Origin of the sequence: Bacillus sp. FDAARGOS_527, assembly GCF_003812125.1 — a bacterium.
GTDB classification, from domain to species: Bacteria; Bacillota; Bacilli; order Bacillales; family Bacillaceae_G; genus Bacillus_A; species Bacillus_A paranthracis.
The window spans coordinates 2,218,712-2,240,491 of the sequence record NZ_CP033795.1; the positions used below are offsets into that span (position 1 = coordinate 2,218,712).

The window sequence follows — 21,780 nt, forward strand, 5'->3', positions numbered from 1 at the left end:
TCATGGTTGGTCATAGTTATTTATAAAGATTCATGTAAACTTGTTGTTAACATGATAGGATGTTTTAATAAATCCTCTTTATTTAAAAGTGATGTTGATTATATTGCTGCTCCTCTTAATTTTGTTTCTATGAACCATTAAACGCCACTGTATACTTACTTATAACCTCCCTACCTCTATTCACATATAACATCCCTATATTGTAAAAAAAAGAGGAGGAGCTTGTCCCCCCTCTTCTTTTAATTTTTCTTTAAAAGAGTTGCTCCTGCAATCCCTGGGTGCGTCATTTCGAATGGATCTAGAATTAACTCTAAGTCTTCTTGTGACAGTACACCATTTTTCACACAAAGTTCTCGAACGGATTGCCCTGTCGCGATTGCTTCTTTCGCAACGCGAGCTGCTGCTTCATAACCGATATGAGGGTTCACGGCTGTAATAATTCCTACACTCTTCTCAACATACTCTTTTAAGCGATCTTCATTCGCTTCAATTCCTTTTAAGCAATTATCTGTAAAGGCACGGAAACCGTTATTCATAATGCTAATTGATTGTAGTAAGTTGAAAACAAGTACTGGTTCCATCACGTTTAATTCTAATTGACCTGCTTCTGAAGCAAGACAAATTGTATGGTCGTTACCAATTACTTGGAATGCAATTTGATTAATTACTTCTGGCATAACAGGGTTTACTTTCCCTGGCATAATAGATGAACCTGGTTGACGAGCCGGTAACATAATTTCTGCTAAACCAACACGTGGACCTGATGCCATTAAGCGAAGGTCATTCGCAATTTTAGACATATTCATCATACATACTTTAAGTGCTGCAGATACTTCTGTGTATGCATCCGTATTTTGCGTTGCATCTACTAAGTCTTCTGCACCAACTAGTGGTAGTTCACTAATTGCAGCTAAATGTTTTACAACTGCTTCAATATATTCTGGGTCTGCATTTAAGCCTGTACCAACTGCAGTTGCTCCCATGTTCACTTCATATAAGTGTTGACGTGATTGCTGAATTCGTTTCATATCACGTTCAAGTACACGAGAGTACGCTTTAAATTCTTGTCCAAGGCGAATTGGCACAGCGTCTTGTAAATGTGTACGACCCATTTTAATCACATGATCGAACTGTTCTGCTTTTAATTCAAATACATCGTGCATATAACCCATCGTTTGTAATAAACCTTCTAATGCGTTTAATGTAGCGATATGAATCGCCGTTGGGAATGCATCGTTTGTTGATTGCGCCATGTTTACATGACTATTTGGACTAATATAGTGATAGTCTCCCTTTTCCATTCCTAATAATTCAAGAGCACGATTGGCAATGACTTCATTTGCATTCATGTTCATTGAAGTACCTGCTCCGCCTTGGATTGGATCTACGATAAAATGATCATGCCATTTCCCGTCAAGAATTTCTTGAGCAGCTTCTGCGATCGCGCCGCCCTTGTTCAATTCCAATCTTCCTACATCTGTATTGGCAAGCGCTGCAGCTTTTTTTACAACTGCGAACGCTTTAATTAAACTTTCATGGATTTTATACCCTGTAATCGGGAAATTTTCAACAGCGCGTAAAGTTTGAATTCCGTAATATGCCTCAATAGGTAATTCCTTTCCTCCCAAAAAATCATTCTCCACTCGCACGTTCTTGTTTGTCATTGCCATTTTAATTTCTCCCCCATATTAAATGTAAAACCTAAATAAATCATATGAAGTCCTTACCAATCCTTATCAGATTTTATTGTTAAATCGTAGGCTAAAGGCTCTTCAATAATTTTTTTAATCTCTTCTAATTTATTAGTTTTTCCAAGCGCCCACATCAATTTTGCTATGATGGCTTCCGTATTCATATCTCCAGACAATATTACTTGATGTTGTGCCACTTTCCGTCCTACTTCATAGAGAAGTATGTCTTCTCCTTCTTCCAGGCATTGAGTAGTAATCACTACAGCAATCCCCATTTCAGTCAACTCTTGAATTTTCGAAAGCAAGTTCCTTCCTTCAAAAGGTAATCCACCGTTTCCAAAACTTTCAATAATAATCCCTTTATACAAATCTTTTAAACAATCAAATATCTCTGGCTTTGTACCTGGATACAATTTCATAAGAAAAACATCCGTACATAAATTAGTATTTATTGAAAGTTCATTATGTGAGGAAGTTGGCTTCCAATGATATTTCACTTCATCTTCATTTACTTCAGCAACATATGGAGAATTCACACTTTCAAATGCATCATAACTTTTTGTTCGCATTTTAACTGCTCTCGTCCCAATAATCACCCTACTATCAAAAACAATAAACACACCGCCAACACTCTCACAGGCAAACCTAAGAGCATCAGCTACATTTTTCTTTGCGTCTGTCTTTTTAAAACTAATAGGTACTTGTGAACCTGTTAAAACAACTGGTTTTCTTAAACCTTGCAGCATATAAGATAACGCAGAAGATGTATAAGCTAACGTATCCGTTCCATGTGTAATCACAAACCCGTCATAGTCATCATAGTGATTAAAAACAGCATTAGCTATTTCTTTCCAGTGCTCAGGTTGCATATTGGTACTATCAATATTCATTAAGATTTTGCAATCTATTTCTAAGTTTCGAGAAGACTTCGAAAAATAATTCAATAATTCCTCAGCGGACAATCCTGGAACAAGCCCCTCATTCCCCTCCACAGATGCAATTGTCCCACCAGTTGCAAGTAATAAAATTTTCTTCATACACAACCCCTCCATAAAATAAACAACGATATATCGTTCGCGTAATGCGTATTTATATTTATCATTATAGAACTTAATTTGAATTAATCAAGATTTTGTATTCAATACGCGTACTTTTTTTCTATTCTTGATTCTTTTTCTATGTTATAATTAATTTAATAAAAATAGATGGGGTATGAGACGAATGCTGGAACGTTTATCTGAATTAAGAAAAAATCAAAAGTGGTCCTTACAAGAGACAGCAGATCGACTTGGGATTGCGAAAAGCACCTATGCCGGGTATGAAAATGGTTATAGATTACCTTCCTTACAATCTTTATCTAAAATAGCCGATTTATTTGATACATCTGTAGATTATATATTAGGTCGAATTGAACATTCACATCAAAACAAAGATGTAATTGATATTACAAGACTCCTAAACGATCCAGATCCAACACTTTTAATAGATGGAGAAGCACTGTCAACAGAAGAGATAATAGATTTTATTGCTTTTGTGAGAAGTAAACGAGAACTAAGTTCCAAGAGAATAGAAAATATTGAACCAACATGTAAAAATTGATTCAATAAAAAACGAATACACTGCACTTTTAAACTAAAAAATACTTAGACACTTAATTTGTAAACAGTATATATAGGATTAGCTTTAGGAATATTATTAAAATGTAATTTATTAACTTTATATTTATAAATTACATTTTAATATTTTGCATATGCAAAATATTCTTCTAAAAACAAGGAATTCCCGCTATTTTAGCGTTACTTGCCCTTTTATCAGTCATATAGAACTAAAGCTTTTCAATAAAGGAACTCATTTGTAAAAAATACGCTATTCTTTCTGTAGATTTATAAGAAAGGATGGCGTTTTTGTATGTCTATTTCTGTATCGAAAAAATTTGGAAATATAACAGATTTCAAACAAGAATTAGCAAAGTATATAGAGTACTATAATCATGAAAGAATCAAGGGAAAATCAAAGGGAATGAACCCAGTATTGTACTAGGCTCATTCCCTAAAGGCTACCTAATAAACCGATCTTTCTAAATTTCGGGGGGCACATTCTAGTTGAATTGCTAAAAGCAACAAATTTACTACTTTAAAGTTAAGTGCTTAACCTTGACGTACTTAAATTCTTTTTTCCAGATAAAGCATACATTATATCTTGATGCTTGATTGTTCTCTTATAATTATGTGGTATCGGGAATTTGTTTCGGTGTTCTTTCATTATAATTAAAGTTTGAAGTTCTATGCTCAATACTTTTGCGAGGACATGATAGTTATATCCATTGTTTAACAGAGAAATTATGTCATAAAACATAGTTTTTCCACCCACTAATTTTACTAATCTATTCTTTAACTCATCCCTTTTTTCTTTAGCTTCATCAATTTCTAACAACATGGATTTTTTATTTGTTTGCTTAATGTATTGAGTATATAACTCTGGGAATTCTTTTTGGACTTCTTTGTTTAATACTGGTTTATATTTAATCATATAAGTAACTTGTAACAATGAGCGTTTTAACAAACTATCTTCAATGAGATACGCTACTTTATTAAATAAATGTACATATTCCTTAATATTGGAATAACTATTAAAATGAGCTAATACTCTACTTTTTATATTAAAAGCCTTGCCTATATAAATAATATTGTCATTATAATCTTTAATGAAATAAATACCACTGTCATCTTTTTCTAATTCATTATCCAGTTCTTCTAGACTCATAAAATGCAATTCACTCATACTTTCCTCTCCTTATTAGTTTTAAATCATGAAAAACAGGCAAGGTTTCTAAAAAAGGCACTCTGCTGTCCTAGGATTTTTCATTTTAGTTCTTGCTAAATATCAAAAAACTGTTTCTATTTTACTCAACTATCAATATGATTATTAATAAATTTTTCGATCGTTATTATCTCGCAATTTTATCATGTAATTTCGAGATCGTTTCCTCATTTAAATTACTGTGTTTTATCGAATAAAGGAAATATACTACTACCCCAATAGTAATCCAAATACTAAAGTACACCCATGTCCTTAACGGTAAATTTAGCATTAAAAACACACAGCATACAATTGCAACGCATGGTAATACAGGTACAAAAGGTACCATAAATCCACGTTTTAAATTTGGGTGTGATTTACGTAGCATAATAACTGATAGACAAACTAACGCAAACGTCACCAAACTACCGATATTAACTAAATTAACCAATTCTTTCAAATCAATAAACCCAGCTATTATAGAACTCCCTATTCCTGCCAATCCAGTTACAAAAGTGGGTGCTCCAGTTTTCTTATTAACTTTCGCAAATGATTTCGGTAACAATCCATCACGACTCATTGCAAAGAATACTCGTGTTGCCGCATACATATTCGAAAAAATAACTGCCATAAGGCCAATTACAGCACCTGCAGCAATTGCACCAGCGACTTTTCCTTGTCCTACCACTTCCATTACATAAGCCATTGCCTCAGGAACATTTAATTCTTTATAGGAAACCATTCCTGTCATAACAAGGCATACCATAATATAAATAATTGTACATATGATTAATGATGCAATAATACCGATAGGAAGATTACGTTTCGGATCTTTTACTTCTTCTGCTGAAGTTGCTAATATATCAAAACCCGTAAAAGCGAATAAAATAGCTGCTCCACCCGTAAAAACTCCACTTAAACCGTATGGTGCAATTGGTATCCAGTTCATTGGTTTTACATAGAATATACCAACCGTAATAAACAACAAAATCATTCCAATTTTAATCAATACCATTATATTATTGATTCGTTTACTTTCCTTCGTACCACGAGATAACATCCATGCCAATATCAATGTAATAATTACTGCTGGTAGATTCACAATACCACCATGCGAAGGAATCGTTACTAGAGCTTTAGGTATCTCTAATCCAAATCCCTTTATTAAATTGTGGAAATAGCCTGTCCATCCAGCAGCGACAGCTGCTGTTGCCACGATATATATTAACAGCAATGACCAACCTACTAGATGAGCAACAAACTCACCAATTGTTGCATATGAGTACGTATATACACTACCAGACGCCGGGAGTGTAGAAGCAATTTCTGCGTAACATAATGCTATAAATCCGCATATAATTGCTGCAAGTACAAATGAAAAAATAACTGCTGGACCAGCATCTCTTGCTGCTACTAATCCAGTTAAGACAAGAACACCTGTTCCAACTATCGAGCCTACTCCTAACATAATTAAATCAAATGCTCCTAATGTTTTCGTTAAAGTCTTGCTTTGATTATGCTCTAACAATTGTGTAACGGATTTCTTTTTTAGTAAATTACTCATATTTTCTGTATCCCCTTTAAAATAAGGTTTGTTCGTCTCGTTAGTGTTGTATATAAATTTACTTAGTTATTAACTAGCCTCATAATATTTCTTTTACATTAAATAGATTTGAAATATTATATAAATTCGCTTCTCACTTACTAGTTAAACTAGACATTTCCATAGATTTTTGCATACAACGTTTCATAGCTGAAATGATAGCTGTTCTTAAACCTTTTTCTTCTAGCGTTACTACAGCTTCTATCGTCGTTCCACCTGGAGAACAAACCATATCCTTTAATTCACCTGGATGTATTCCTGTTTCCAATACCATTTTTGCAGAACCTAATACAGCCTGAGCCGCAAATTTATAAGCTTGTTTTCTCGGCATACCGCCAAGTACAGCAGCATCTGCCATGGCTTCTATAAACATATACACATATGCTGGAGAAGAACCACTAATAGATGTAACAACATCCATTAGTTTTTCATTTACGACCTCCGTCTGGCCGAAAATATTAAATATGTTCAGTACCTCTTTTATATCTTTTTCTGTAACCATTTCATTAAAACATAACGCAGACATTCCTTCTCCAACAAGTGCCGGTGTATTAGGCATTACTCTAACAACTTTTAACTTTCTACCAAATTCATTCTCAGTGCTCTTAATACTTTTTCCTGCAGCAATAGTTACAACGATTACATCATTTTTTATTTGATCTTTTATTTGGTTAATTACCGATGAGTATAAATCTGGTTTGATTGATAAAATTAAAATGTCAGCACTGTTAGCGACTTCATTGTTGTTAGTAGTTATAGTTATGCCATATTCATTACTAGCATTTTTTAAATTACTGACGTTTAAATCTGAACAAATTATTTGATCTGGAGAAACTATATTTTTTTTAATCATCCCACCTATCATAGCAATACCCATGTTTCCACATCCGATGAATCCTATTTGTTTATTCATAATAATTTGCTCTTGCTCCTTCTACTCTAAATTTTATTGATTTTGAAATTATTATTCTAAATAAGGGCTATTACAATTACTGGGTTTATCAATAGAATTTAAAAATTCTCCTTCCTATATAGAGCTTACATATACCTCTAATAATTACTTATTTTCAAAATTCCCTTCTATTTGCACTGCTTTCGCTTGCACTTCAAACTCCTCCTATTCGGATATATAACGATTCCTCTTTTTTTCCTAACGTTAAATAAAACACCATTAGTAACGGTTGTTATTTACTTTATAGTGCAAAAGAAGTGTATAGGATAAAGAATGAACTTTTAATAAAATCATTTCTTTAATCTATAATAAGAAGGACATAAAAAAACAAAAAGTTACAAAAATTTTCAAATTAAAATTTTCGTAACTTTTTGTTTTTGTGTAAATATAAGGTCGATTAAGACGTCTCATCGTTTTAAACTTGACGCTCCATAATCTTGTATAGTTACATTTATATGATATTTAATCGGTACCTTACTAAATGTTCGATCCCAATCTTTTTTGACTTTCTCCCATGTTCTCGGGTGTTTAATTCTTAATTGGTTGCCAAAACCCGCAATATCGACTTGATATTCTTTTTGTATTTTTTTTGTAACATGATGCACTAAGTGCTTTACTTCTTTTTCAATAGCTTTTTCTTCCCTTTTTAAAAATTCATTTTCAAAATCTTTTCCTGATTGCATCCAATTTTCAGACAAACGTCCTTCTGATTCAATGTTTACATCAAAGGAAATATTATTTCTGTTAACATGGGGTATGATTTTGCTTTTTATTGACTTTATTTCGTATATAATGAGTTTCTTTGATTCTTTATCAAAAGTTTTTACCACACCACCATTCCTTTTTCCGTTTATCCATACTACTCCTTCCAATTCCTGTTCATTTAAAAAACCCATCAACTTTTTTGTCTTCCCTTTAATTACAGCAGCTCCTGCAAATTTTGTTTCTCCTTTTATCGAGATTACATTTTGCAAAAGAAAACTGGACCCTGACCGCATCTTTCCTTCCAATTTAGCGAGCGATACAGGAGGTAAAATCCTTGTTGTTCTATTTCTATTATCTGCAATTCCAGACAAACGAAATGCTGGGATTTCTCCTTTTTTGTTTGACTCCAGTACCTCCTTCGCTAGACCCTTGCTAATTAAGAGCATACAGCTAAGCCGAACTTCATTGTCACGGAGATACTGTTCAAGTAATTGTTCTAAACTGTATGTACGTACAAGATTATCACTAATAACAATGTTTTTTAAATGTGGGCTGAACATTGTGCTCTCTCTTTTCAATGAAAACTCACGAACAATTTGATGAATGGAATCACCGGTCTCAGAAACATTTATATAACGTTTTTGTTGTCCATTTCCTTTACTTTGTGCTTGCGAACTAACAATTTGATAAGTAGCTGTTATAAGATTTCTTTTAGGATAACCTCCTTCCTCATCCTCTTTCTCAATTGTTGAATCCTTCCCTTTATCTAGTGCTATACCTGCAGTTAAGCTCAACTCTTCTACTTCTTTACTGCTCCAACATCCTGTTAAAAATAGAAGCAAAAGCGTCCCTAACAAAGCCAAATAGAACCGCACATAATTAAATTTATGTTTCACACTACTCCTCCTTTTAATCGCGTAATAATAAGAAGAAGCAGTGGTAGTAAACCAAATAAAAATAATGCAACATTACCGAGCATATCCCCCAATTTAAGCAAGTCATTTATATTTTTCGAAGTCATAGCAATGATGTAAATAATTGGAATCAAGGCAAAAATAAACGGATGAATACTCTTTTTAAAGAGTTGCGCTAATCCTAATGCAGCTGCATAGTAACTAATTGTATATGTAGCAAATATTTGCATAATCCATATTACAAGCAGTAAAGATTCAAAACGTTCAAATATCAAACCAGAAATTTCAAAACTGCGCATAAGGTCAATTGTCGGCCATGTTCTTGTTACAACCCCATCAATTGATAATGCACCAATGACCATTACAACAGTTATTACATAAAAGATTAACGGAATAGAAATTCCAACTAAAATAGCTTTTACTGCTTTCTTTCGTTGTTCCATAAATACCAAAAGAATTAACATAATTTCAGGACCTGTATATGCGAGAGACGTTGTTTTTATCCCATCTAACACTGGTTTAATTCCCAAACCTAATACGGGACGGAGATTATCTATCTCGAATATTCCGATACTCATAAAGGAAATGATTAAAAAAATAAAAACAGTAATAGGAAATATTATTTCAAACATCCGTGCAATTGAATTAATACCACCCATAATCAAATAGAGACCTATCCACATAAAAGGCATAACAATAGCCCATGTGGGGGTTCCTTCGAGCAAAAAAAAGCTTATTACTTCTGCCATTGAACGAATTTGAAATGCTGAAGTTGTAAGAAAATACCCTATAATAAGAAAACTAAGCAATCTGCCTATCCATTTCCCTACAATATCTTGACTGTATTGGTAAAATGTTTTTTCTGGAAACTGCTGACTTAATTTGACCATAATTACTCCTGAAATCATTGCCAATATTCCACCTAATATCACACTTAACCATACATCTGGTGTTTTCACTTTTTCCACAGATGCTCTGGGCAAAGTAAGAATTCCTGTCCCAAGTATGTAATTTACAATAATAACAACTGCTTGTGAAGTTGTTATTCGGTCTTTAGGTATAGTAATCACTGAAGGTCACTTCCTTTCGTCATCAGCTACCTTTTGCGGATAGTTTTTTTGGTATGCATTATTTTCGGTCGACGTCTCATTATTTTTAATGGCATGCGAACCATAAAATCTTTCCAGTCACTGAATCGATATGGAACAGCAGGGCTGGTATAAGGAACGCCAAAACTTTTCAGTTTCACTAAATGACTGCAAAGTAAAAGAAAGAACAGAATAACTCCATACAAGCCAAATATCGCAGCACAAAACATAGCTACAAAACGAAGAATGCGTAACGTAATTCCCACACTATATTGCGGAATAGTAAAAGAAGAAATAGCTGTTACCGCAACAACGATAACCATTATTGGACTAACAATTCCTGCTCCTACGGCAGCCTGACCAATTATTAAACCGCCCACAATTCCCATTGCCGGTCCAATCGGTTTAGGCAGACGTAAACCTGCTTCTCGTAAAACTTCGATAGCTATTTCCATAATTAACGCTTCTATTAAAGCGGGAAAAGGAACTCCTTCTCGCGATCCGATAATAGAAATAGCGAGCTTAGTGGGAATTAATCCTGGATGAAATGAAATGAAAGAAATATACAGTGCTGGAGCAAATAATGAAACAAAAGCTGTCATGAAGCGTAATAAACGGAGAAGTGTACCAGGAAGCCACCTTTCATAATAATCTTCTGGTGATTGCAGCAGCATGCTAAATGTAACTGGAGCAATTAAAACAAATGGTGTTCCATCTAACAAAATAGCTACTCGACCTTCCATCAAAGCACTAATAACACGATCAGGTCGTTCTGTATTTTGAATTTGCGGAAAAGGACTTAGATAATTATCTTCAATGAGTTGCTCTATATAACCAGATTCGAGTACACTGTCTATGTCAATTTTCTGAATTCTGTTTTTTATTTCATCCACCAATTCTGTACTAGCAAGATCTTTAATAAATGCGACAACTAACTCTTTCTTTGCACGTTCTCCTACTGGTAGCTTTACTAATGATAAGCTCTCATCCGCACAATGTCGTCGCAAAAGTGAGGTATTATCACTTAATACTTCAGTAAAACCGACCCGTGGCCCTCTGACTAATGCCTCCGATACTGGTTCTTCAACGTTTCGTTTATTTGCTTTTGTTGTACCAAGAATAAACACATCTGCTAAACCATCAATTAAAAGAGCTGTTGAACCTATCAATACTTTGGGTATTAAATCTTTTATGTAATGGACTTCTGCTACTTCACTAATTGTAAGAACTTTATTTTTAATATATTCTTTTGAAACAGTCCCCTCCACATAAGAAGATTCATTTTTATATTCATCAGAAAAATCATCCATTAGTAATTTCATAATATGTTTGTCAATTATCTCTTTATCTGATAGACCATCAACAAAAACGATCCCAGCCTGAATATCTGTGCGCCCAATATTAAACTTCCGAAACCGAACATCAGAATTATGTCCGATTTGTTGCTTTATAAGTTCTAAGTTAGAGGCAAAATCATTTGTGAAATGAACGATTGTATTTTGAGAAGGTTTATACTCTTGTTTCGTTTTACTTTGAATATTATTTTTTTTCACTTGTTTGTCTCTTGACTTCCACCAACTCATTCTTCCCACTCTTTCTCTGACATACGAACCCAATGAAAAAATCTTGAGATAGTATACGGAATTAAAAACAAGATAAAAGCTTGTACAAAGACTTTCCAATCCGGAAGATAAGAAGTAATTATGTTCCACATTTTTATCACCCAATTTATATACTCTGCTAGGATTGAGATTTCTAAAAAACGATATGTACTTAATAAAAAATAACGATAAGATTAAAGAGCAGAAAAGCTAGACATTATGCTTATTTCGTACCAATAACCTAGTTAGTATAAAAACATTTCTGACCTAAAATACCCTTTCCAATTATAATTTGTTAGATATTATCTCCTTTTCCCTTATTTATATGCCCGCATTTGAATTTCAAATAATATAAGGATCGATGATATTTCCTCTTAAAGAAAAAAAGATGCTAGAAGATAGCATCTTTTTTCAACTCAACTTACTATGTATTTATATTTTATTGTGGAAATACTCGTTTTTTTAAATGAATATTAATGTTTAAAAAAATAAAAAATACATATTCTTTTGTTCTAAGTTCATACACTTCTACCAAATCGATACGGAATTTTCTGATTTTAAATTCAATATGAAATAAAGGAAAATCCTCTCTTAGAAAAACTATATAAAACAAATAACATGAAAACAACTATCAATCTATTAATTGAACGTAATAATGAGCAAGAGTTTATCATCTTAATTCCAAGTGTATTCGTTTTGCTTCAAAATAAAGAACTTGAATAAATTTTTTCGTATCAATACGAGCAGGTAATGTTGGTTCATTATTCAATTCTGTCATCTTTCTCCTTACGGTAGTAAAATCAAAAAATCTAGAAGCATAATTTTCGAACTTCGGGTTTAAAAAATCAGTAAGTCCAAGGGATGCTAAATGGTCTAATGATTGATAAATTGCTCTCCGAATCCGTTGTTTGGAAGCTTCTATGAATCTTTTTAATTCGGTATCTTCAGCTGAATCCCCAAGTTTTTTTTGAGCTAAATTCATAAAAATCTCTTTTAGTGAGGGAAAACCTTGTTCCAACGTGTTATCTTGTTCATATTTATATAAATAATCTAGCATATCCATTAAATCTTTACTTCCACTTTCACTGGCTATTCCTAATTCAGACAAAAGAAAATGAATGGAATTTTGAAAATGATTAAAAGTATTTAAATGTTTTTCATTACGGTATTTTTCTTGCACACTTGAATTACTATCCAATTTTAGTACCGTATTAAGCGATTCTTGAATGTTTTTTATCGATTTTTCCAAACGAATTCGTTCAATGACTTTCCGAACAACTGTTAATACTTCAATCCGGTTAATCGGCTTAATAATATAGTATTCAACACCTAGCGAATAAGCTTCAGCAATTAATTCTTTTGATTCTACTTGAGAGACCATGATAATTTTCCCTTTAAACGAAGGTTTTATTTGACGAATAGTTTTTATTCCATCTTGAATTGGCATTAACAAATCGATAAATAAAATGTCTATATTTTTAAGGATTAGCATTTGTTGCTCTAAAGATAAACCATCCTCAGCTTCTCCTATAACCTCCCCAAGATCTTCATCCTCGATAATTTGAGCCAACATTGAGCGAACCGCTTTTTCATCATCTACTATATAAAAATACATAGAATCACCCTTTCGAAATTATATGATCAATCCCTAATCTAATTATAAAAATTGATCCTTTTCCTTCGGTTCTGTCCTCAATCGTAACATCACCTTCAAGTTGTTCGACCATTTCTTTAACATACGATAATCCGATACCTGTCGATGGATTGCCTAAATCATCATATTTAGAAGTAAAACCAGGCTCAAAAATTGAATCTTTATATTTTGAAGAAATACCGGGACCATTATCGCCTATTTGAAATTCAACAAAATGGTGGTCTTTATTAATGTCAATTGTGATGGTTCCCATACCTTGGATAGCCTCTACAGCGTTTGTAACGATATTATTTATAATAGATAAGATTGTGTAAATATGATAATGAGGATGCACACCATCAATTTTATACACAAATTGGATGTCTTTCTCTAGCAACCGTGCATATTTCGCATTTGCCCGTATAATGATATTTACTAGTTCATGTACAGACATATAATCTGTAAAACTTTCATCAGAAATTAATTTTGAAAGTCCTGCAAAAATACGTTGGTTATCCTTTTTAACGTCATGAACCTCACCAGCAATTTGTAATGCCTGTTGCCTTAAATCCCCAAACTGAAAATCCATCTGTTTGTGCTCAAAAGAGTCTAAAGTTTTATATAAATCATAGGATTTTTTTGTTATATTCTCAGCATCTTGTAATGTTTTTTTTAAATGAACAGCATCTTCATATAAATTAGAGATGAGCATGAGCATGTGTTCATTTTGTTTCTTTATGTGTTTCTCCCTTGATTGCGCTTCATACAATTTCATCATATTGAAAAAGCTTAGAACTATAAAACTATGGGAACATGCGATAACAATGATCTCATTTATTGCCTCGGATGTGATCGATGTTTTTAATACGAAATATTGAATCATTAATTCCACACAGTCTGACAGTATTTCAATCATGCAACCAATCAAACCAATCATTAGTGGTTGATGATAAAAACGTTTAATTTTTGCTAAATGAAAGAGATACGAATAAGTAAAATAAAAGAAAAAACTAGGATAGTGAGTATGAAAAGCGGCTAGCCAATCCATATTTCCCTTTATAATGACATCCATTGAGATACGAAATACTACCACGACTATCGCTGTTAAAAAACCCGGTAAAAATGCTGGAATTCGTCGAAACAATAACAAAAAAAAGAAAAATGTTGGTGCACCAAAGCTCATTCTAAATGTTTCATTTAAAGGAAATGACTTTATTTCACCTACTAAGGGTACTGTAAGTATCATTAAAACGAGAATATAGATGTCTTTTTTTACTAAATTACTAAGATTCAAAATAATCACTTCTCACTTTCGCCTAACAGTCAGTATACAAACCTATTTGCATTAATACAATACTTACTCTATTTTTTTCAAAAACTGATAAATAAGATATAAACGAAAGCATTATAGATTGTGAGTATTCATTACACTCTTCTACTTTAGAAAGATACTTTATAACTCAAAAATGTTCAGACACAATATAAGGTCTGAACACTTTTGGACTCGCTCTAACACCAAAATATCTGTGTTCCTTTTTAAAATATACTTAAATCCCATTCTTTTGCAATATGTTCTAACAACATAATTCCTGGTAAACTATTCCCATACTCATCAATGGCTGGTCCGTAAATACCAATACCACATCCATCTTGGAACGATAAATCCTTCCTAGATTTTGAGGGAACAAGTGTCATAATTCCGCCGGATACCCCACTCTTAGCTGGTAATCCAATGAAAGCAGCAAATTTTCCGGAAGCATTGTACATTCCACAAGTAAGCATTAAAGCTTTTGTTAACCTAGCTACTTCTTTAGGGAGCACTTGTTCTTTGCGAATAGGATGATATCCATCATGTGCTAGTATAAGCCCTATTAAGGCAATATCTTCTGTATTTATTTCAATCGAACATTGTTTTAGGTAAACCTCTAGTGTCTCCTCCACATCTGATTCTAGAAAACCATTCTCCTTTAAATAGTATGCTAATGCTCTATTACGATGAGCCGTTTCCCATTCTGATTGAAATACTATTTCATTAATAGCGGGACGCTTCTCTATCATTTTTTCAATTAATACGTATATAGATTCTAATTTTTCTTGCACTGATGTCCCTGGCAAAAGTGAAGCTATCGTAATTGCTCCAGCATTAATCATAGGATTAAAAGGTTTTCCTGGTTTATGTATCTCCAAACGAATAATCGAATTAAAGGCATCTCCAGTTGGCTCTACGTCAACCCGTTCTAATACATAAGAAATACCGCGACTTAAACAAGCGGCTATAAAACCGATTACTTTTGATATACTTTGTAATGTGAACGGTATCTCCCAATCTCCTGACTTTATCATTGTTCCATCTGGCTTTACTATACAAATACCTAACTGTGATACATTTATTTCCCCCAGAGCTGGAATATAACTGGCGCTTCGTCCCTTAGCTGCATACGTTCGATAATGGGCTACCCATTGATCTAAGCAAACTTTTTCTTGACCCTCAACTTGAACGCTAGAATCCTTTATCATTTAATCATATTCCCCCGTACTATTAACTTTATATAGAATGATTTTTTCTTTACTATAATCAATAATATTTGCACTAGAACCAAGAAAAATATTCAGACATATTGCAGTCTGAATATCTTTCTTATTACACACTTTTCTTTTTTGAAGTTTCCTCATAACTATCCCAACATTCAATATTTTCAAGCCCTTTAATGTTTTCTTTATAAAAAATAGGATCTTTACCAGCTTTTTTCTGGTTTTTATAATCTTGTAACGCCGCAAATGCTACTTTTGAAAGTAAGGTAATAGCAATTAAATTAATAATAACCATAAAGCCCATAAATAAGTCCGCTAAATCCCATACAATTTGAATCTTTGCAACAGAACCAAATACAATCATAGCCAATACACTTATTCTGTATATCATTAACCACACTTTACTTGTATGTAAGAAGCGAATATTTGTTTCACCATAATAATAGTTGCCAATTAACGCACCAAATCCAAATAAAAAAACAAAGATAGCAAGACAACCCGATGCCCAAGGACCGATGTGTTCACTTAATGCTGCTTGTGTCAGTGCAATACCATTTAACCCCGGTTGTTTATATGCATCAGACAGCAAAATAATAAAGGCAGTGCTAGTACAAATGATTAGCGTATCCGTTAATACACCAAATGCTTGAATCAGTCCTTGTTTCACCGGATGGCTTGTTGTTGCTGTTGCGGCAACGTTTGGTGCACTTCCCATACCAGCTTCATTTGAGAATAAACCGCGTTTAACTCCATTCATAAGTGCTGCACCAATTGAACCACCTGCTATTTGTTTAAAACCAAATGCGTTTTGAACAATAAGAGAAAGAACTTCCGGCATTTTTGATATGTTGGTAACTACAACAAATAATGCAACTCCAATGTATAATACCGCTAAAAATACCACCTTGTATTCAGCCATTTTTGCAATACGTTGTACACCACCAAAAATAATTGCAGCAAAAGCAATGGCCATGATTATCCCAACTGTTAGACGATCTGTACCAAATGAGTTTTGAAAAGCGATTGTAACTGTATTTGATTGTACTGAATTGAATACAAGACCAAAAGTAATTGTGATTAAAATAGAGAATAATACTCCCATCCAACGTTTATTCAACCCTTTTTCCATATAATAGGATGGACCACCGCGGAAACCAGTTTTATCTTTTACTTTATATATCTGTGCTAATGTGCTTTCGACAAAACTGGAGGCCGAGCTAATAATAGAAATAATCCACATCCAAAATACAGCTCCAGGACCACCTAATGCAATTGCAATCGCAATTCCTGTGATATTCCCTGTTCCAACGCGGGCTGCCATACCAATACAAAACGCTTGAAAAGGAGAGATTTGATCTTTAGAACCACTTTTCCCCTCCATTAATACACGGACCATCTCTTTTAACATTCGAAACTGTACAAAATTCAATTTAAATGTAAAATAAATTCCGCAAATAACAAGCATAATAATTAACAATTTAGACCATAAAAAATCATTCGTTGATCCGACTAAATCTACAAAAAACCTTTCCATATTATCACCCCATACCAAAAATTTATCTATCATAATCTATATAAAATCACCTATATTCCCTGACATAAATACCTCATTCATATTCAAATACAACAAGGATAAAAATTTTCTATATGAATCGGATTGACCTGTTAAAGCAAACATCACAACATGTAACTGTAAAACTAAAATTTTGAAGAACTTAACATTTATACAAACGGATACTCTCCCCCTTTCTGCAAACTAATATTTTTATCCACTAACATTGTTGTACTATTATGTTTGTTTCGTTTACCGGTGATTTAAATCATAATAATCAATAGTGATTAAGTGGTTTTTTGTTAATTTTCTCAAGAACATGGAAGTATCTCCTTTCTCACTACTAATCTCAAAAATAGGCTAAGTAAAAACTTTACGAAAATTATATAAAGCGCTTTCAATCTTCAACTAAGAGAAGCTTGTTTTTAATTTATAATTAAAAGTACAGAATGTTACGAAAAAGTACAGATTTTTATAAAAACAAAAAATATTTTAAGATTTTTTCATATAAAAAAACAGTGAGATTTTGTGAATTTTATACAGTATCCAAATGTCGCGGATGCTGTTCTACCTAATCTCTGACAGGCCTCTATTTCCTTCATAAAAACATACATATTTTTTCTCTTTTAGAAGTTCATATAAAGTATTTGAAATCAAGAATCAACAGGACGTTATAAGAATATTTAAAAAATAAAACATTTAATTTATTTATGGTATCATACAAAAAACATTTGTTTTCTCAATTAATCCCCCTAGTTGGGTTCGTCTATATTGCACATATTTACAACATGAAAGACACTAAGAAAAAAAGGATTTTGTTGAAGGGATGAAACATTACAAAACTCTTATTTAGGACCTTATGACATCCTCTTTTCTAGCAATATCGAATTATCCCAAAAAACGTATATTTACTAACATAAATTACAGGTGGTGTATTGTGAAAGAAATAGTATTCGTTCAAAATAAAAAAAGACTCCTTATGAAATTCGAATTTTTAAAAAAGGATTTAGTACTTACCATCTCACTGATACTAGCAATTGTAAGCTGCTTAATACATTCGCCAAAGATCGAATATATTAACTTTGAAGTGTTAATTAGCTTATTTAATCTAATGGTGGCCATTAAGGCCTTGGAACAGCTAAAGATATTAGACAAACTTGCCGTTGCGATTTTAAATAAATGCAATAACAGCAGGTCAATATCTATTATTCTAATTTTGTTATGCTTTATTTGCTCCATGTTTGTAACAAATGATGTTGCTCTCCTCACTTTTGTACCAATAACACTTGTCATTAGTAAAAAAACACAAATGAACATGATGGATACAATCATCCTGCAAACAATTGCGGCAAACATCGGCAGTAGCTTGATGCCTATGGGAAACCCACAAAATTTATACTTATATTCTTACTATGGAATTAAGCTCCTCCCATTTTTAGGTTCAATCCTGCTTTTAGCTGTACTTGGAATCAGTTTGTTATTTATATTTACCCAAAAACTTCAAAAAACAGATTTAAAAATAGAACTACCTGTTATTACCTTGAAGAATCGAAAAAAAGCTACCATCTGGATTTTGATACTTATCACTATCATTGCATCCATTTTTGGTTTCATTAATTATTACATTGCTCTAATAGTTACATTGGTGGCAGCATTTACGTTAGATAGAAACTTACTATTTAAGATCGATTACTTTCTTCTAATAACCTTTGTCTGTTTTTTTATTTTTATCGGAAACATTTCCCATTCTGATGCGCTGGAGACATTTGCTCGCGCTAATTTAAGAGGAGATACTTCAGTCTTCTTTAGTTCCATATTTTTGAGTCAATTGATTAGCAATTTTCCTACTTCAATTCTTCTATCAAACTTTACTTCTGATTGGAAAGCTTTATTACTAGGAGTAAATATTGGAGGGCTTGGAACAATTATCGCATCTTTAGCCAGTGTAATTTCCTATAAACTATTCACTCAGGCCAATGGTAAAGAGAGTAAGGCATATTTAATTAAATTTAGCATTTACAACTTTTCATTTTTAATCATACTTACATGTATACAGTACTTTATCTTTAAATTTCTAAAGATTTTTTAAAGAATTGATTACTTTAGAAAAACCCAAATATCTCAGCATTCAATTGAGAAATTTGGGTTTTAATATAGGTATGTTTAAAGAGATACAACAAAGTTACCATCAATTTAATATTTTAAGATGTTCTCAAAGCGAAAATCTTTTAGCTTTTACGTTATTTATTAGATTTCAGCTTATTTTTTATGTACTCAGTTATATAATAAATGACTGAATTTATAGGGTAATAACTTTCAATTAATAATAGAAATATAGCATATTACAATGTTATTTCATTTTTGAAGTCCTCTTCACAAAATCCTTAATGTCCCTCAATTTTTTTCCGCTAATATTATCTTTGATGGTTGAATCTATTTCAATTTCTAATTTTGCAAATGCTGCTCCTGCACAATTATATATACTTGATTCAAAAGCAAGATGTCTTGCAGTACCACTAAATGCCTTTTTAATATCAATGTCAGGACGATAAACGTTGAATTTATCAGGCCCTTCAAATACGTTAGAGTCACAATTTGTTGCACCAATCATACAGTAGTATCCACATAACTAGTTACATTCTCCTTTTGTCTATTGTTAATAGCTTCGTAATAAAAGCTATTAAACAGCAAAAGTGCGAAGTCTTAAATTAGACTTCGCACCTTATACAAATTTACAATCCGTGACGATACCAACACAAATGCAATACTATATACATACTAATCACTCATTATATGTGTTGCTGTTTTAATTGGCCAATGTATAAACAAATCCTTTTACTTAGCCCTCCTTCATGTTTAGCTTAATTGTTTCTATATACTTAATCCCCTCTATACTCATTTCAAGCGATAATCCATTCTGATTGAAATTACAAATGACAAAATTTTTCCGTTTTTCCTTTTTGTCTACTTGCTAAATTCAGCAAGTAAAATATTTTTAAAAAATTCCGGATTATTAATGTTTAAACTGTTGGCATTGATAGCGAGTGTATGTTTACCTCCAAGTGTTCCACCAACAAAAGTGGAAAACCCTGGAACGGCTCCCCTGTGTCCCCATACCGAGACACCATTTGGAAGCTTAATTTCAAGTATTCCAAGACCATATCCAGTTCCCTCTCTTTCTGTAGGAACTGTAGTAAGCATTTGTTTTAATTGCTGTTCCTTCAGTAATTTGCCACCTAGTAAGTAAGAGAAGAATTTGTTTAAGTCGTCAGCAGTAGAAATCATATCTCCATCCGAGCTACCTGGGTTAATATAAGTAACGTCTTTTAGCTCACTCGCTTTGTCTAGTTGCAAATAGCCACGGGCATGCTTGGTGCCTGGAATCACGCTTGAATTGCCAGGTAGGAATGTATTTGACAAATCAAGCGGTTCAATAATCCGATTTTCAACCTCTTCCGCATAACTGTTTCCTGTTACTTTTTCAATAAGCATCCCCAGTAATACGTATCCTGTGTTTGAATAAGACCAACCCTTTCCTGGAGCAAAGTCTGGGGGAAGAGAAATCCCCATCTTTACAAATTCTTCAGCTGTATACGATTTTTTTATATCCGTAATATCAAAGTCTTTTGAATTTATATAGTCAGCAATACCACTTGTATGATTCATGATTTGCCGGATTGTAATCTGGTTACCATCATATCCGTTTCCTTGAATGACACCAGGCAACCATTTTTCAATGGAGTCATCTAGATTCAAACGGTTCTCTCCAGATAATTGAAGGAGCACTGTTGCAATGAACGTTTTCGTCACACTGCCAATGCGAAAGCGAAAATCTGCTTTCATTGGTTTCTTAGTTCTCAGATCCGCTATCCCAGCAGTATAAATCCAAGTTTTACCACCCTTAGAAATGTTAGCGAGTATTCCCGGGTATCCAAGTTGCAGTTCATCTCGCATTGCTTTCTTAACGGAAGTACGATTTACATTTTGCGTAGGTTCTGCTTTTACAATGGATGTTGGTGTTACGTATAACAGAGAACTTCCAGCTATTAAAAGTGCTAGACTTGCACATGTAATTTTACTGCGTGTTTTCATAAAGAATTCCTCTCTTCTATTAAAATTGTATAGATAGTTGATAGCAGTGTCCTATACGAACCACACAATTATCCATTCTCCCACTGATGAAAAGGCAACAATGTATTTGCAATCATTGTACTCATTATTTTCACAAAACACTCTTGTTACTGATTGTTTTATATGTAGGCCGTACTTATCCCCCTTTCACGCCTCCTTATATTTTTATCCTACACAATGAAAATCTCTTTTTTCTTACCTATCCCTTACAAATTCCTTACATTCGAAATCGCTTCTATAATAGGGTTGAAGTAGCATCTATGCCCGAAAGCGCAAAAGCACCAATGCTTTTCGCTTCAGTGTTTTTTTGCGCTTTACATATTGAAGATTCGTTTTACGCTTAACAGGTTACATTGCTGATTTTTTCTAATGCGATTATTCTTCTTGCTATATCACACAAATGAAATTACACTACACGAACCATTCCTAATGTTGTTAAAATCACTTGTTTCTATTTATACAAAAGTACAGATAAATTGAATACGCGTCCAATCACAATTTGCTATTTTCTAGACTCAAAGTTTACCTCTTCAATAAGTGGAAATAATAGAACTATAAAACTTTGGATGGAGGATTTAT

Annotated in this window: 16 protein-coding genes and 1 pseudogene; 3 read left to right on the forward strand and 14 right to left on the reverse strand. The window is 33.0% G+C overall.

Translation table 11 applies throughout. From position 1 onward, the window contains the following. Window positions 1-239: 239 nt before the first annotated feature. Window positions 240-1,670, reverse strand: coding sequence for an aspartate ammonia-lyase (aspA, locus tag EGX95_RS14015; RefSeq protein ID WP_001251914.1), 1,431 nt, complete (start codon window positions 1,668-1,670; stop codon window positions 240-242). Window positions 1,671-1,723: 53 nt separating this feature from the next. Beyond that, complete coding sequence (gene ansA / locus EGX95_RS14020) at window positions 1,724-2,728, reverse strand: asparaginase (RefSeq protein ID WP_000722306.1); 1,005 nt, start codon at window positions 2,726-2,728, stop codon at window positions 1,724-1,726. A gap of 184 nt (window positions 2,729-2,912) precedes the next feature. On the opposite strand from ansA, the gene ansR reads away from it, so the two are divergent. Further along, entirely contained in the window at window positions 2,913-3,290 is a 378-nt protein-coding gene (ansR, locus tag EGX95_RS14025) for an HTH-type transcriptional regulator AnsR (RefSeq protein ID WP_000893555.1), read from the forward strand. Window positions 3,291-3,603: 313 nt separating this feature from the next. After that, window positions 3,604-3,731: pseudogene (locus EGX95_RS14030) on the forward strand (IS3 family transposase); the annotation flags it as partial. Window positions 3,732-3,830: 99 nt separating this feature from the next. Here the strand turns inward: EGX95_RS14030 and EGX95_RS14035 are convergent. The 10 genes from EGX95_RS14035 to EGX95_RS14085 form a co-directional block, all read right to left on the reverse strand. Next, complete coding sequence (locus tag EGX95_RS14035; RefSeq protein ID WP_001292172.1) at window positions 3,831-4,472, reverse strand: nucleotide excision repair endonuclease; 642 nt, start codon at window positions 4,470-4,472, stop codon at window positions 3,831-3,833. Window positions 4,473-4,638: 166 nt separating this feature from the next. Next, window positions 4,639-6,054 (reverse strand): amino acid permease, encoded by a 1,416-nt coding sequence (locus EGX95_RS14040; protein WP_000067445.1) that lies wholly within the window; start codon window positions 6,052-6,054, stop codon window positions 4,639-4,641. A gap of 133 nt (window positions 6,055-6,187) precedes the next feature. Then, on the reverse strand, window positions 6,188-7,006 hold the full coding sequence (gene proC / locus EGX95_RS14045; protein ID WP_001041300.1) for a pyrroline-5-carboxylate reductase: 819 nt from the start codon (window positions 7,004-7,006) through the stop codon (window positions 6,188-6,190). A gap of 446 nt (window positions 7,007-7,452) precedes the next feature. After that, window positions 7,453-8,646 carry a Ger(x)C family spore germination protein gene (locus EGX95_RS14050; protein WP_000680803.1) on the reverse strand — a complete coding sequence of 398 codons (1,194 nt, stop codon included), beginning with the start codon at window positions 8,644-8,646 and terminating at the stop codon, window positions 7,453-7,455. After that, entirely contained in the window at window positions 8,643-9,734 is a 1,092-nt protein-coding gene (locus EGX95_RS14055) for a spore germination protein (protein WP_000628601.1), read from the reverse strand. Before EGX95_RS14055 ends, EGX95_RS14050 begins: the two co-directional genes overlap by 4 nt. A 26-nt stretch (window positions 9,735-9,760) precedes the next feature. After that, the gene (locus tag EGX95_RS14060; RefSeq protein WP_000119244.1) at window positions 9,761-11,335 is read right to left on the reverse strand and encodes a spore germination protein; all 1,575 of its coding nucleotides are present in this window, start codon (window positions 11,333-11,335) and stop codon (window positions 9,761-9,763) included. Window positions 11,336-12,023: 688 nt separating this feature from the next. Next, entirely contained in the window at window positions 12,024-12,968 is a 945-nt protein-coding gene (locus EGX95_RS14070) for a response regulator (protein WP_000274078.1), read from the reverse strand. A 4-nt stretch (window positions 12,969-12,972) separates the two neighbouring features. Then, a complete protein-coding gene (locus EGX95_RS14075; protein ID WP_000584797.1) occupies window positions 12,973-14,289 on the reverse strand; it encodes a sensor histidine kinase in 1,317 nt (438 codons plus the stop codon). A gap of 233 nt (window positions 14,290-14,522) precedes the next feature. Then, on the reverse strand, window positions 14,523-15,503 hold the full coding sequence (gene glsA / locus EGX95_RS14080) for a glutaminase GlsA (RefSeq protein ID WP_000588653.1): 981 nt from the start codon (window positions 15,501-15,503) through the stop codon (window positions 14,523-14,525). A gap of 124 nt (window positions 15,504-15,627) precedes the next feature. After that, on the reverse strand, window positions 15,628-17,052 hold the full coding sequence (locus EGX95_RS14085; RefSeq protein WP_000439278.1) for an alanine/glycine:cation symporter family protein: 1,425 nt from the start codon (window positions 17,050-17,052) through the stop codon (window positions 15,628-15,630). Window positions 17,053-18,007: 955 nt separating this feature from the next. On the opposite strand from EGX95_RS14085, the gene EGX95_RS14090 reads away from it, so the two are divergent. Beyond that, window positions 18,008-19,159, forward strand: a complete 1,152-nt coding sequence (locus tag EGX95_RS14090; protein WP_000659289.1) for an anion transporter — start codon at window positions 18,008-18,010, stop codon at window positions 19,157-19,159. A 261-nt stretch (window positions 19,160-19,420) separates the two neighbouring features. Here EGX95_RS14090 and EGX95_RS14095 read toward each other — a convergent pair whose 3' ends face one another. Beyond that, window positions 19,421-19,681 carry a hypothetical protein gene (locus tag EGX95_RS14095; protein WP_001992624.1) on the reverse strand — a complete coding sequence of 87 codons (261 nt, stop codon included), beginning with the start codon at window positions 19,679-19,681 and terminating at the stop codon, window positions 19,421-19,423. 353 nt (window positions 19,682-20,034) lie between these two features. Then, window positions 20,035-21,204 (reverse strand): serine hydrolase domain-containing protein, encoded by a 1,170-nt coding sequence (locus EGX95_RS14100; RefSeq protein WP_223290739.1) that lies wholly within the window; start codon window positions 21,202-21,204, stop codon window positions 20,035-20,037. Window positions 21,205-21,780 lie beyond the last annotated feature (576 nt).

Bases quoted from the DNA above. Each gene is read 5' to 3' on its own strand.
- aspA (WP_001251914.1), bottom strand. From the start codon at position 1,670: ATGGCAATGACAAACAAGAACGTGCGAGTGGAGAATGATTTTTTGGGA.
- ansA (WP_000722306.1), bottom strand. From the start codon at position 2,728: ATGAAGAAAATTTTATTACTTGCAACTGGTGGGACAATTGCATCTGTG.
- ansR (WP_000893555.1), top strand. From the start codon at position 2,913: ATGCTGGAACGTTTATCTGAATTAAGAAAAAATCAAAAGTGGTCCTTA.
- EGX95_RS14035 (WP_001292172.1), bottom strand. From the start codon at position 4,472: ATGAGTGAATTGCATTTTATGAGTCTAGAAGAACTGGATAATGAATTA.
- EGX95_RS14040 (WP_000067445.1), bottom strand. From the start codon at position 6,054: ATGAGTAATTTACTAAAAAAGAAATCCGTTACACAATTGTTAGAGCAT.
- proC (WP_001041300.1), bottom strand. From the start codon at position 7,006: ATGAATAAACAAATAGGATTCATCGGATGTGGAAACATGGGTATTGCT.
- EGX95_RS14060 (WP_000119244.1), bottom strand. From the start codon at position 11,335: ATGAGTTGGTGGAAGTCAAGAGACAAACAAGTGAAAAAAAATAATATT.
- EGX95_RS14070 (WP_000274078.1), bottom strand. From the start codon at position 12,968: ATGTATTTTTATATAGTAGATGATGAAAAAGCGGTTCGCTCAATGTTG.
- glsA (WP_000588653.1), bottom strand. From the start codon at position 15,503: ATGATAAAGGATTCTAGCGTTCAAGTTGAGGGTCAAGAAAAAGTTTGC.
- EGX95_RS14085 (WP_000439278.1), bottom strand. From the start codon at position 17,052: ATGGAAAGGTTTTTTGTAGATTTAGTCGGATCAACGAATGATTTTTTA.
- EGX95_RS14095 (WP_001992624.1), bottom strand. From the start codon at position 19,681: ATGATTGGTGCAACAAATTGTGACTCTAACGTATTTGAAGGGCCTGAT.